We start from the raw sequence: 13,417 nt of genomic DNA, 5'->3' as shown, positions 1-13,417 counted from the left end.
ATAAAAAAATTGTTTGAATATAAAGTTTACAAAGGTTTATACCGATAAAATACATATAAAAATAAGATAGGATGGTGTATGTTTATGGAAATAAATAGTAGCTCTAGCTTGAATAATCAATATTCGTACATGAATCAAGGGAGTGAGTCAATAAAAAGAACAGAAGAAGGAGAAAATGTTGTAGATATGGCTCAGAAGCAGAATAGTGATAAAAATTATTCTGGGAAGGATGAGCTGAAAGAAGCTATTGAAAAATCTTGTAAAGGTTTAAATATGGATAATACAACTTTGGAAATTTCCATTCATGAAAAAACAAAGCAGATTATGGCCAAGATCGTTGATAAAGAGACAAAAGAAGTCATAAGGGAAATTCCATCAGAAAAAATAGTAGATATGATTCAAGCAATGATTGAGAGAGCTGGGTTATTTGTAGATAAAAAAGCATAAGTTAAGATATTTATTAATAGAGAGAAGATAGGGCTAAGGGAGTGAAGCTATGGATACAACTAGAATTACGGGACTTGCTTCTGGGATGGATACGGAAAGTATAGTAAGTGGTTTGATGAAAGCGGAAAGAGTAAAAGTGGATAAACTCTTTCAAAAACAACAAACTACATTATGGAAGCAAGAACAATACAATGAAGTGAATAAAGATTTTGCAAATTTTATTTTAGATACAAAGAAGGACTTAGAACTTTCAAAATCCTTGTCTAATGGGATGCTTATTGGAAATAGCATTTCTAATTTAAATTGGGTAAAAAAAGTATCTTCTTCTGATGAAGACGTTCTTACTGCAAAAGCAAGTGCAATAGGAATGACAGGGGTACATAAAATAAAGGTAAATAATTTAGCAGAAGGGGTTAGTGCAGTAAGTACGAATGCTGTAAAAGTGGGAGAAAATAATGCAACTAATGAAAATACACTATTGGATTTAGGGATGGATGTAGAAGGTACACAAACTATTAAATTTCAAATTATAAAAGAAGATGGAAGTACGGATACTGTAAGTGTAGATTATACTAAAGATACTAAGATAAAAGATCTCATAAAAGAAATTAACTATGCAACAACAGATGATGGAGATCCTAAAACGAGTGAAACAGCTTTAGGTATTCAAGCAAACTTTGATGAAACTGCAGGAAGACTGTTTTTGTCTACGAAAAAAACAGGAAGCAAAGCACAGATAAAGATTATAGAAGATGAGAATGGTATTTTAACAGGTGCCAACAATAAATTTAATATGATGCCTTCATTAGGAAGTACAGCTGAAAGTGTAGATGTAGTAAAAGCAGGAGTAACAGATGCTACAACATTAGCAGATTTAGGTGTATCAACAGATGGAATATTAAATCTTAATATTGGTGGAACATCAAAAGATATCACTGTTAATAAGGAAAATACTATACAAGAATTAGTGAATAAGATAAATGAGGAATTCAGAAAAAATCCTCCAGATCCAAGTATTCTTCCAATTGGTAAAACAGTTGTTAGTTTTAGTGATGGAAAACTTGTATTTGATACAAAGGATATCACTACAGAGAATAAACTTATTACTGTTGAAAATGATGCGCAAGGATTATTCACAGGAAAAAATATATTCAAAATGCCTACACTTCTAGGAGGAAGAACTGGAACAGATGCAAGCATAAATTTTGATGGAGCTGAAAACCTAGAATATTCTTCAAATACTATCAATTTAAATGGGATTGAACTCAATTTAAAGGATACTTCTACTGATAAGGATATTACTATAAAAGTAGATACAGATGTAGACAAGGTCTATGAAAAAATCAAAGGTTTTGTGGATAAGTACAATGAAATGATAGATAAGATGAATAAAAAAGTATCTGAGAAAAGATATAGAGATTATACTCCTTTAACAACAGAACAAAAAAAATCTATGAAAGAAGACGACATTAAGCTGTGGGAGCAGAGGGCTAAAAGTGGTTTGCTTCGAAATGACCAATTTATTAGTGAAATTTTGACAGATGCAAGAACAGGATTGTATGAAGATGTAGAAGGTGTAACAAGTAAATATAATCAATTAACTACTATTGGTATTACTACAGATAAGTGGAAATCTAAAGGAAAACTAGTAATTAATGAGAAAAAATTAAAAGATGCTATTATGGATGATGTAGAGGGGACATTAAACCTTTTATTTAAAAGTCCTTCTAATGAAGATAAAGTAACATTGGAGACCGAACTAAGAGAAAATTGGAAAACAAGTACAGGAAAAACTTATGATGATTATGCGAATTTTACAGCTTCTGAAAAAAGAGAATATACAATAGCCTATGATAAAAAGGTTAGAAGTAATACAGGTCTTATTAATCGTTTGTATGATGATATGACCGATGGAATGAAAAAAATTATTGATAAGGCAGGGCCTGGAGACGATAAAGAATTGTATCGAAATGTAAAAAGTGATATGTTAATAGATTTTGTCACAGGAGGAAATGGTCGTAAAGGATCTATCAGTTTATTAGATGAAGACTTTTTAGATTATGGTAAGAAAATTAAAGATGAAGAAAGTCGATTGGCTAGATTAGAACAATCTTATTGGAAAAAATATACAGCTATGGAGACGGCTATGAATAAAATGAATCAGCAAAGTTCATGGTTAGCAGGGCAGTTAAGCAAAATGTAGTCAAGATAAAAGGAGTGAATACATATGGCAATGCGTAATCCTTACAGTGGATTGAATCAATATAAACAAAATAAAGTAATGATGGCATCTCCACAAGAGCTTACTTTGATGTTATATGATGGAGCTATTAAATTTGTGAATCAAGCTCTTTTATTTATGGAACAAAAAAATGTACAAAAAACCCATGAGACAATTAGGAGAGCTAGTGATATTATAATTGAATTGAATTCAACCTTGAATATGGACTATGAAATTTCAAAGGGATTAAGACCTATTTATGATTTTTTATTAGAAAAATTAACACAAGCAAATATGAAAAAGGATAAAGCTATTTTAGAGGAAATACTACCTTTATTTACAGAGTTAAGAGATACTTGGAAGCAAGCTATGGAGCTTGCTAAAAAGAAATAATGAGGTTAACATATGGAAATTAAACAAATGATTGACGAGTTAATCAATATTTCTAAAAAAAAGGAAAAAAGTTTAAAAGAATTATTAGTTTTAACGAAGAAGCAAGAGGGCTTTATCAAAAATGGAGATTTAGAAAACTTGACAGTGGTCATTGAGCAAAAGCAATTGATCATGGAGCATATTAATGAGATAGATATAAGCTTTTTAAATCATTACAATGGATTAAAAAAAGCTTTGAATATTGCATCTATAGAAGATATAAAAATAGAAAAATATCCTTCTTTAAAAGAGTTAAAGCTGCATATTGGTAATATTATGCTATTAATAAAAAATATGCAAAAATTAGATGAAAATAATACTATTCAGTTGAATATAGATTTTGATAAAGTGAAACAAGATATGAAAAAATTAAAAACTAAAAAGCAAACCTCTAAAATCGCATCAAGCTATATGAAGAAATATGCAGGGGTGCAAGGTGTGTTTATTGATCATAAATAAGAAAATTGCAATATTTTAGTTATTGCTAAAATCATTAAAACCATGTATAATACTATATGCATAGCTTAGGTCTGTGGTTGAAAGTCCATGCCAGTCGCAGGCAAAGGGATCCACGTAAGGTAATCTTAAAAATGAGAATACTGATCATGGTGCGGCTTAGAAGTAAGACCTGCCAGAGATATTCTGAGAGAGGTAGTAGTGATGGTAACCCCAGAGCCAACCTTCCAGCAGGCGAGTGTGGGGTCAAAGATCAGGTCAGCTAACTATGTAGATAATCCTTGATAAAAATATCAGGGATTTTTTTGTGCCTGTCAGTTTAGTTATTGATGAGGTAAAATCCTTGATGAAAAGTATCAAGGGTTTATTTTTTTTGAACAATATTTTATGAATATAGGAATAAAAATCACAAAAAAAGAATAAGCTGTAAAGAAAATTGTTTGATAAATATGAATATTCTATCAAATTCAAAGAGGAGGGGAAAATTTGAAAAAAAGATTAGGTCTTATATTATTGTCCGTATTATTGATTGTATCATTGGCTTTAATTGGATGTGCACCAGAGAAAACAGAAACGAACCAAGAGGATGTAAATCAAGAAGAAACAGCAGAAAAAGGGGAAGAGGTTGTAAAAATTGGCTGGATTGGTTCACTGACTGGAGACCAAGCTGTTTGGGGAAATTGTGAGTTTAATACGGTAAAAATGCTTGTAGAAGAAGCAAATAAAAATGGTGGTTGGTTAGGAAAAAAATTAGAAGCCATTGGCTATGATACTCGTGGAGATTCTATGGAAGCAGTGAATGCTGTAAGAAGACTTACTGCACAAGATAAAGTTATTGCAGTACTTGGGCCAAATGCAAGTGGGCAGGCTATATCTATTTCAGCAGTACTTGAAGAAATGAATGTTTCTGATATAGCTACTGTTGCAACTAATCCAAAAGTAACTGTTGATGATAATGGGAATGTAAAACCTTATAATTTTAGAGTTTGTTTTATAGATCCTTATCAAGGAGCTGTTGCTGCTGGATATGCAGCTGATGTATTAGGGTTTAAAAAAGCAGCTATATTATATGATGTTGCAGATGAATATTCTCAAGGTTTAACACAGTTTTTTGAAGAAAAATTCAAAGAAAAAGGTGGAGAAATTGTTGCTAAAGAAGGATTTAAATTTGGTGATGTAGATTTTAGACCGCAACTTAGTAAAATAAAAGAAGCTGAACCTGAGATTATATTTATGCCATATTTTTATAAAGAAGTTGCATTGAGTGCCAACCAAGCAAGAGATTTAGGAATTGATGCAGTACTTATGGGAGGAGATGGGTGGCCTTCAGAACAACTCCTTCAAATGGCACAAAAATCAATAGAAGGCTGTTATTTTGTCAATCACTTAGATTTTGAAGACCCTGATGTACAAGAGTTTAAGAATATGTATAAAGAAAAATATGATTTACCAGTTGAATTAAATGGATATCTTGTTCATGATGCATTTAAACTTTTAGAACATGCAGTAAAGAAAGCAGATAGTGTGGATACGGTTAAGGTAAGAGATGCATTAGAAAATGCACAAATGGTTGGAATAACCGGAAAGATTAACATTGGTAAAGATACACATAATCCAGAAGGTAAAGATGCAGCCATTATCAAAATAGTAGATGGAAAATATGTATTCCAGCAAAAATATTCTGCTGAGTAGAGGATAATAGAGAGGGTTTTTACCCTCTCTTATTTAAAAAGGAAGGAGAAAATTTATGTCTGCTTTTTTTCAACAATTGATTAATGGTTTATCTATAGGAAGTGTTTATGCACTCATGGCAGTAGGTTATTCCCTTGTATATAGTATTATGAATTTTAGTAATTTTGCCCATGGGGGTGTCATTATGATTGGTGCATACATAGGTTTTTTTTGTATGACAGCCTTTCAACTTCCCTTTATTCCTTCGTTTATATTAGCTGCATTAGGAGCAGGACTAATAGCTGTTTCTTTAGAAAAAGTGGCTTATAGTCCCCTTAGAAAAAGAAATGCACCCTTTTTATATTTTATTATTTCAGCCATGGGAGCTTCTATATTTTTAGAGAATATTGTTATAGCTACTATAGGGCCTACCTTTAGAACTTATCCTGAAGTATTCTCTCGAACGCCAATTACATTAGGGAAAATAGCTATAGGAAGATTAGATATTACCATGTTTATTATATCTGCTATTAGTCTGGGTCTATTGATTTACGTTATAGAAGGAACGAAAACAGGTATGGCAATTAGGGCTACATCTTATAATGCAAAAGCTAGTGCATTAATGGGTGTGAATACAGATAGAATCATTTTTATTGTATTCGCTCTAGGTGGGATTCTAGCAGGGATTGCTGGCATATTATTTGGTATGAAATATACGGTATACCCACAAATAGGAGCTATTACAATAAAATCCTTTATTGCAGCTGTTTTTGGTGGCTTAGGCAGTTTAACTGGAGCGGTGATCGGTTCTATTTTATTAGGAATTATAGAAACCTTTACATCAGGTTATTTATCTTCACAATATAGAGATTTGATAGCGTTTGGATTATTGATCTTTATTTTAGTCGTAAGACCTATGGGGATTATGGGTAAAATCACTGAAGATAAGGCATAAGGGGGGATTTTAGGTGGATTGGTTTTATGTGAAAGGAATATTAATTTTATCAGGGATTAATCTTTTAGCAGTACTGGGTCTTTCTCTTCTTACAGGTTTTACGGGATTATTTTCCTTTGGTCATGCAGGCTTTATGGCAATTGGTGCTTATTTTACAGCGACAATGACGGTGAAATTTGGGATGCCTTTTATTCCTGCGTTGCTGATTGGTGGACTTGCAGCAGCAATGGTAAGTTTGATCATTGGAAAGCTTACACTGAATTTAAAAGGAGATTATTTTTGTATAGCTACTTTAGGTTTTGGGGAAGCCATAAGACTTATTTTAGATAATGTTCAGTATTTTGGTGGAGCGAGAGGCTGGCCTGGGATACCACTAGACACAACCCTTATAAATGTTGTAGTGATCAATATCATAGCCATTGTTATTTTAATCAATTTAATTAAATCAAGGCATGGTAGAAATATGATGGCTGTAAGAGAAGAAGAGTTAGCATCTCAGATTATAGGGATCAATGTTTTTAAATATAAAATGATAGCTCTTGCTATAAGTGCGGCGTATGCAGGAATCGCTGGAGGATTTTTAGGCCATTATACAGGATTTTTACAACCGAAGATGTTTCAGCTTATTAAATCTACAGAACTTACCATTATCGTTATATTTGGAGGCTTAGGAAGTATTTCAGGAAGTGTAATTGGTGCAGTTTTATTGACAGCTCTTCCAGAGCTTTTAAGAACCTTTGCTAAATGGAGATTGGTTGTTTATGGTGCTACTGTAATCTTTATTATGATTTCTAGACCAAAAGGACTTATGGGTGGGAAAGAAATCACTATAAGCAATATCAAAAAATTTTTCTCTCGCATTTTTAATAAAAATAAATCCTATAACGAGGGGGAAATATAAATGAATCTTTTAGAACTCAAAAATGTGACAAAAAGATTTGGGGGACTTACTGCCGTTGGAGATTTAAGCTTTAGTATTGAAAAGGATGCCATCTATGGACTTATAGGACCCAATGGTGCTGGAAAAACAACAGTTTTTAACCTTATTACAGGAATTTATCAATTAAGTGAAGGAGAAATTTTATTCAATGGTAAAAATATAGAAAACTTAGAGCCTTATCAAGTTGCCAATATAGGTATTACAAGAACTTTTCAAAATATAAGGCTTTTTAAAAATTTATCTACTTATGACAATATCTTAACGGCCTGTCATTTCCATGCAGATTATAGCTTGTTAGGAGCCATATTAAGAAGTAAGTCTTTTAAAAAAGGAGAAAAAGAGTTATCAAAACAAGCCCATGAACTAATGGATATATTAGAGCTTTCTGATCGAAGAAATGTCATCGCAGGGAATTTACCCTATGGGCTTCAAAGAAGGCTTGAAATAGCAAGAGCTTTAGCCTTAAAACCAAAGCTACTCCTATTAGATGAGCCAGCAGCAGGGATGAATCCTGATGAAACCATAAGATTGATGGAGCTGATAAAAGAAATTAGGGATCGCTTTAAGTTGACTATTTTAGTCATAGAACATCATATGGATTTAATCATGGGTATATGTGATCATATTTCTGTTATCAATTTTGGAAGAAAGTTAGGGGACGGAACAGCAGCAGAGATTCAATCAAATCCTAAGGTTAAAGAGGCTTACTTAGGGGAGGAGGAAGTGGTTTGCTAAAGGTTGAGAACCTAAATGTATATTATGGAGGAATCCATGCATTAAAAGGAGTGGATATAGAAGTTCAGATGGGTCAAATCGTATCTATAATAGGTTCAAATGGAGCGGGTAAATCTACTCTTCTTAATGCAATATCTGGAATTGTCAAGCCAAAGATGGGTGTGATTAAATATAAAGGAAAAGAAATTCCCAAACTCCCTAATAAGATCGTACAACTTGGAATTTGTCAAGTTCCAGAAGGAAGACTTATTTTTGCAAATCTTACGGTAAAAGAAAATTTAATGATGGGGACTTATTTAAGAAATGATCATGAAAATATAAAAGAAGATTTAGAAAAGGTGTATGAATTGTTTCCAAGACTAAAGGAAAGATTAACTCAAATAGCTGGAACACTAAGTGGTGGAGAACAACAGATGCTCGCAATGGGCAGAGGGCTTATGAGTAATCCAGATTTAATTTTATTAGATGAGCCTTCATTAGGACTTGCACCTCTTTTAGTAAAAACTATTTTTGAAATTATAGAAGATATTAAAAAGATGAATAAAACCATCCTTTTAGTTGAACAAAATGCATATAAGGCATTATCTATTGCAGATAAGGCATATGTACTAGAACAAGGAACCATTGTGAAAAAAGGCGATGCGAAGGCATTAATAAAAGATCCTACTATTCAAGAAGCTTTTTTGGGAAAAGCTAAAGGATAATTAGAGGTGTCTGTCAGTTTAGTTATTTAGTTATAGAAATCATAAGAAAAAGTTTTAATTGAAATTTTTTACTTCAGGTGGAGTAGCATTTTCACCTGAAGTTTTGACCTTTTGCGTTAGCAAAGCGAGTTCACTAAGATTTATTTTTGTTGTATAAAAAAATACAAAAAACTTGGAAATATTTTGATACAAAACTACATATAATAATAAGTTGTAAAAATAAACTGTTGTTTGAGGATGAAAAAAAGAAAGAGAAAAATGTAGAAATAGTACTGAATCATGTATAAATGTATTACAATTTATTCCACGAACCGTCATAAAAATACTTGTCCACTAAAAATACACAAGTTTCTCCACAAATAGAAATATTGAAAAATGAGTTATCAACAGAGTTATCCACATTGTCCACAAGGTGAGTTTTAACAAAAAATCAACATGTGGACAAGCTATATAAATGAATAATATTGCATACAATGTATAGCAGTAATAGCTATTTTTTTGAGAAGAATGTATAGGAATGATAAAATTTTTAGAAAATTCTGTGGATAAAAGCGTGGATACTGTTGAAAAGTTTTATAAGAAAAAATTTTGAATATTTGTTTGAGAGAATTTTAAGTGGGTAAAATATAAATATGAAACTTGTCCAAACTAAAAATAGATAATTAAAAAAAATGGAGGAAAAATACTAAGCTATATGGAATAATAATATAATAATCTAATGGTATAATTCTGATTATTATTTTGAGTTAATACTTTTAACTCAATTGATTATATTTGCTGGAAGGAGCTGAAGTATATGATAGTGAAAGTAAGTGGAAAAAATTTAGAGGTTACAGATGCATTAAAGGACATGGTAGAAAGCAAAATGGAGAGATTTGGAAAATACTTCAAGGAGGATACAGAGGCTCAAGCAACATTAAGTGTAGAAAAAAGTAGGCAAATTATTGAAATTACAATCCCAATCAATGGAACCATTCTTAGAGCAGAAGAAGCTACTGAGGATATGTATTCATCAGTAGATAAAGCAATTGATAAATTAAATAAACAGATTCGAAAATATAGAACAAGGCTTGAGAAAAGAAATAAGGGTCATGATACCATTCGATTTGAAAATATTCCAATTATAGAAGGTGGTTTTAGGGAAGAATCACAAATTGTAAAAACCAAGAGATTCCCCGTAAAGCCTATGGATGCTGAAGAAGCAGTACTACAAATGGAACTTTTAGGACATAGCTTCTTTGTATTTACGAATAGTGATACAGATGATGTGAATGTAGTGTACAAAAGAAAAGATGGAAATTATGGTTTGATTGAACCAACATATTAAAAAAATGGCAGCGACAGCTGCCTTTTCTATTGGAATCAAAATATAAAGAAAAATAAGTATTTGTAAAAATTTCTATTTTGCATTACTATATCTATAGATGGAAAAAATAAAAAATAAAGGAATGTGTAGTTACGAGTCGAATTGTAATAAAAACGGGCTTCTGGGGAGTGATGCAAATTGGTAATAGCAGGAACAATTATGGGATTTGTGTTGGGGAAAATAAGAGGTGGAAAAGTACAAAATTTGAGATTTTTGCATATAAGGTTATGGCCTTTAGTCATTATTTCATTGATGATACAAGCAGTTCTTAGCTTTTCTAATCAAATTCCATTACTAACTGAATATGGAACGTATTTCTATGGTTTTTCATTAGTTTTATTAGCAGTTACTTTGGTATTGAATATAGATAAAAAAGGTTTTTGGGCAATGCTCATAGGGGTAATATTAAACCTGATCATCATCTTTATAAATAGCGCAAAATTGCCTGGATTTTTATCTGGTTTAAATTTTCATATTGTTATTTCAAAAACTTATCCTTTATCGAATGAACTAAGTATAGGAGATTTATTGGTTAGTTTAGGAATGATTTTATTTATGCAAGGGGAAATGCTTAGAAGTAGATTTGGACAAAGACCTACAACAATGATAGAATTTCAATATAAAGGGAAACAATAAGGAAGGACAAGGGTTCTTCCTTTTTTGTAATAGTTATTTAATTTGCACCTTTATTTTATTATGTTAAAATGAAAATTAGAGTACTATTCGTTTAGCTGGAGAGGATGATAACAATGAAGCTTTTAGAGAAGATATTCGGTAGTTTTAATGATAGAGAGGTAAAGAAACTTTTTAAAATCGTTGATCAAATAGAATCTTTTGAAGAAAGCATAAAAGGATTAAGTGACGAAGATTTAAAAAATAAAACAAATGAATTTAAAGAGCAAATCCAAAAAGGAAAAACGTTGGATGAATTACTTCCTGAAGCTTTTGCAGTAGTAAGAGAAGCTGCATGGAGAACACTAGGAATGAGACACTTTCCAGTACAGCTTTTAGGTGGAGTGGTTCTTCATCAAGGAAGAATTGCAGAGATGAAGACTGGAGAAGGTAAAACACTTGTAGCAACAGCTCCTGTTTATTTAAATGCATTAGAAGGTAAAGGGGTGCATGTTGTAACGGTAAATGATTATTTGGCAAAACGTGATATGGAATGGATGAGCAAGATTTACCATTTCTTAGGATTATCTGTAGGATGCATTGTTCATGGGATCAGTAATGAAGAGAGAAGAGCAGCATACAATGCAGATATTACTTATGGAACAAATAATGAATTTGGATTTGACTACTTAAGAGACAATATGGTGATTTACAAAGAGGAAATGGTACAAAGACCCTTAAATTATGCTATCGTGGATGAAGTAGATAGTATTTTAGTGGATGAAGCTAGAACTCCTTTGATTATTTCTGGAGCAGGTCAAAAATCAACAAAGCTTTATCAGATTGTAGATGGATTTGTAAAAACATTGAAAAAAGAAGTAGATTATGTAATCGATGAAAAAGCTAATACAGTAGTCATTACAGATGAACCAGGTGGTGGCGTTGAAAAGGCTGAGAAATTCTTTGGTCTTGAAAATTTAGCAGACCCTGAGAATATGGAAATCTCTCATCATATCAATCAGGCCTTAAGAGCTCATACAATGATGAGGCTAGATAAGGATTATGTTGTAAAGGATGGAGAAATTGTTATTGTTGATGAATTCACAGGAAGATTGATGTTTGGTAGAAGATATAGTGATGGATTGCATCAGGCAATAGAAGCAAAGGAAGGACTAGAGGTACAAAGAGAATCAAAGACTTTGGCTACTGTAACATTACAAAACTATTTTAGAATGTATAATAAGCTATCTGGTATGACTGGTACTGCAAAGACAGAGGAAGATGAATTTAGACATATTTACAATATGGATGTTGTTGTGATTCCAACCAATAAGCCTATTCAGAGAAAAGATTTACCTGATTCAATTTATAAAACAGAAGAAGGAAAATTCAAAGCGGTTATTGATCAGATCGTTGAAAAACATAAAATTGGGCAACCTGTTCTTGTAGGTACCATATCTATAGAAAACTCAGAACTTTTAAGTAAGATGCTAAAAAGACAAGGTGTTCCTCATGAGGTACTAAACGCAAAGCATCATGAAAGAGAAGCAGAGATTGTATCACAAGCTGGAAGATTAGGTGCTGCAACCATAGCTACAAATATGGCTGGTCGTGGTACAGATATTGTTTTAGGTGGAAATGCAGAGTTTATGGCAAAGAAGGAAATGAAAAAGAGAGGCTATAGTGATTATGCTCTTTCTATGGTTACAAGCTTTGCCCCTACAGAGGATGAAGAAATTATTGAAGCAAGAAAGGTATACAATGACCTTCATAATGAAATTAAAAAGACAACAGATGTGGAACGTGAGAAAGTAGCAAAAGCTGGAGGTCTTGCTATTCTTGGTACGGAAAGACATGAATCAAGAAGGATTGACAATCAGTTAAGAGGTCGTTCAGGACGTCAAGGAGATCATGGATCTTCTCAGTTCTTTATATCTTTAGAAGATGATTTGATGAGATTATTTGGTAGTGAAAGAATACAAGGGGTTGTAGAAAAATTGGGAATGGAAGATGATCAACCAATTGAAGCAAATATTCTTTCAAAATCTATAGAAACTGCACAAAAGAGAGTAGAAGGTAGAAACTTCTCCATAAGAAAGCATGTTCTTCAATATGATGATGTGATGAATAAGCAAAGAGAAGTTATGTACAAAGAAAGAAAAAGAGTACTTGAAGGGGAAAATTTAAGAGAGCATATTATAGGCATGCTTTCAAGTATGTTAGATAGTGTCATTGAAACTTATACGGCAGAAGCAAAATTCCCTGAAGAATGGGATTTAAAAGGAATGGAAGATTCTCTTAAAACCATATTCCTTCCAAAGGGAAGTCTTGTTTTTGATGATTTAGAGGAAATGACAAAAGAAGATTTAAAGAGCAGAATTATGAAAATTGCAGATGATTTATATCAGCAAAAGGAAGAGGAAGTTGGAGAAGAAAGAATGAGAGAATTAGAAAGAGTAATTCTTCTTCGAATTGTAGATACAAAATGGATGGATCATATTGATGCAATGGATCAATTAAGACAGGGGATTGGCCTTCGTGCGTATGGACAAGAAGATCCTGTAAGAGCTTATCAAGTAGAAGGATTTGATATGTTTGAAGCCATGACAGCTAGTATTGGGGAGGATACTTTAAGACATTTGTTTAATGTAACGGTACAAACAGAAACAGAAAGAAAGCAAGTTGTAAAAGTTACAGGAACTAGTGGAACGGACTCTCCTATAGAGAAAAAACCAGTTACAAAGGAAAATAAAGTTGGAAGAAATGACCCTTGTCCTTGTGGAAGTGGGAAAAAATATAAAAAATGTTGTGGAAAACAATAGGTAATACTAAACGTAAATAATGAATTAAAATAAAAGTTATTGGAAAGAAGGGGTTT

At 32.2% G+C, this 13,417-nt stretch carries 12 protein-coding genes; all 12 read left to right on the top strand.

The window, feature by feature from the left end:
* Positions 1-84: 84 nt before the first annotated feature.
* The 12 genes from K7H06_RS14735 (at position 85) to secA (ending at position 13,361) form a co-directional block, all read left to right on the top strand.
* On the top strand, positions 85-447 hold the full coding sequence (locus K7H06_RS14735; protein ID WP_223036798.1) for a flagellar protein FlaG: 363 nt from the start codon (positions 85-87) through the stop codon (positions 445-447).
* Between the two features lie 49 nt (positions 448-496).
* Entirely contained in the window at positions 497-2,650 is a 2,154-nt protein-coding gene (gene fliD / locus K7H06_RS14730) for a flagellar filament capping protein FliD (RefSeq protein ID WP_223036797.1), read from the top strand.
* A gap of 24 nt (positions 2,651-2,674) precedes the next feature.
* Positions 2,675-3,061, top strand: a complete 387-nt coding sequence (gene fliS / locus K7H06_RS14725; RefSeq protein ID WP_223036796.1) for a flagellar export chaperone FliS — start codon at positions 2,675-2,677, stop codon at positions 3,059-3,061.
* A gap of 12 nt (positions 3,062-3,073) precedes the next feature.
* Entirely contained in the window at positions 3,074-3,559 is a 486-nt protein-coding gene (gene flgN / locus K7H06_RS14720; RefSeq protein ID WP_223036795.1) for a flagellar export chaperone FlgN, read from the top strand.
* A gap of 483 nt (positions 3,560-4,042) precedes the next feature.
* Positions 4,043-5,248, top strand: coding sequence for an ABC transporter substrate-binding protein (locus K7H06_RS14715; RefSeq protein WP_223036794.1), 1,206 nt, complete (start codon positions 4,043-4,045; stop codon positions 5,246-5,248).
* Between the two features lie 55 nt (positions 5,249-5,303).
* Positions 5,304-6,182: a branched-chain amino acid ABC transporter permease gene (locus K7H06_RS14710; RefSeq protein ID WP_223036793.1), complete on the top strand. Its 879-nt coding sequence runs from the start codon at positions 5,304-5,306 to the stop codon at positions 6,180-6,182.
* Between the two features lie 13 nt (positions 6,183-6,195).
* Positions 6,196-7,083 (top strand): branched-chain amino acid ABC transporter permease, encoded by an 888-nt coding sequence (locus K7H06_RS14705; protein WP_223036792.1) that lies wholly within the window; start codon positions 6,196-6,198, stop codon positions 7,081-7,083.
* Positions 7,084-7,857: an ABC transporter ATP-binding protein gene (locus tag K7H06_RS14700; protein ID WP_223036791.1), complete on the top strand. Its 774-nt coding sequence runs from the start codon at positions 7,084-7,086 to the stop codon at positions 7,855-7,857.
* Complete coding sequence (locus K7H06_RS14695; protein WP_223036790.1) at positions 7,851-8,561, top strand: ABC transporter ATP-binding protein; 711 nt, start codon at positions 7,851-7,853, stop codon at positions 8,559-8,561. The genes K7H06_RS14700 and K7H06_RS14695 overlap by 7 nt, the downstream gene beginning before the upstream one ends.
* A gap of 796 nt (positions 8,562-9,357) precedes the next feature.
* Positions 9,358-9,888, top strand: coding sequence for a ribosome hibernation-promoting factor, HPF/YfiA family (gene hpf / locus K7H06_RS14690; RefSeq protein WP_223036789.1), 531 nt, complete (start codon positions 9,358-9,360; stop codon positions 9,886-9,888).
* Positions 9,889-10,065: 177 nt separating this feature from the next.
* On the top strand, positions 10,066-10,563 hold the full coding sequence (locus K7H06_RS14685) for a DUF5317 family protein (protein ID WP_223036788.1): 498 nt from the start codon (positions 10,066-10,068) through the stop codon (positions 10,561-10,563).
* A 113-nt stretch (positions 10,564-10,676) separates the two neighbouring features.
* The gene (gene secA / locus K7H06_RS14680) at positions 10,677-13,361 is read left to right on the top strand and encodes a preprotein translocase subunit SecA (RefSeq protein WP_246637539.1); all 2,685 of its coding nucleotides are present in this window, start codon (positions 10,677-10,679) and stop codon (positions 13,359-13,361) included.
* Positions 13,362-13,417: the final 56 nt, after the last annotated feature.

The sequence above is a fragment of the Crassaminicella profunda genome, from assembly GCF_019884785.1.
Lineage (GTDB): Bacteria > Bacillota > Clostridia > Peptostreptococcales > Thermotaleaceae > Crassaminicella > Crassaminicella profunda.
Note: the sequence above shows the minus strand (reverse complement) of the source record. Positions and strands in the feature narration are given on the sequence as shown.

Excerpts from the sequence above, each read along its gene's own strand:
- K7H06_RS14735 (WP_223036798.1), top strand. The coding sequence starts at position 85 with ATGGAAATAAATAGTAGCTCTAGCTTGAATAATCAATATTCGTACATG.
- fliD (WP_223036797.1), top strand. The coding sequence starts at position 497 with ATGGATACAACTAGAATTACGGGACTTGCTTCTGGGATGGATACGGAA.
- fliS (WP_223036796.1), top strand. The coding sequence starts at position 2,675 with ATGGCAATGCGTAATCCTTACAGTGGATTGAATCAATATAAACAAAAT.
- flgN (WP_223036795.1), top strand. The coding sequence starts at position 3,074 with ATGGAAATTAAACAAATGATTGACGAGTTAATCAATATTTCTAAAAAA.
- K7H06_RS14710 (WP_223036793.1), top strand. The coding sequence starts at position 5,304 with ATGTCTGCTTTTTTTCAACAATTGATTAATGGTTTATCTATAGGAAGT.
- K7H06_RS14700 (WP_223036791.1), top strand. The coding sequence starts at position 7,084 with ATGAATCTTTTAGAACTCAAAAATGTGACAAAAAGATTTGGGGGACTT.
- hpf (WP_223036789.1), top strand. The coding sequence starts at position 9,358 with ATGATAGTGAAAGTAAGTGGAAAAAATTTAGAGGTTACAGATGCATTA.
- secA (WP_246637539.1), top strand. The coding sequence starts at position 10,677 with ATGAAGCTTTTAGAGAAGATATTCGGTAGTTTTAATGATAGAGAGGTA.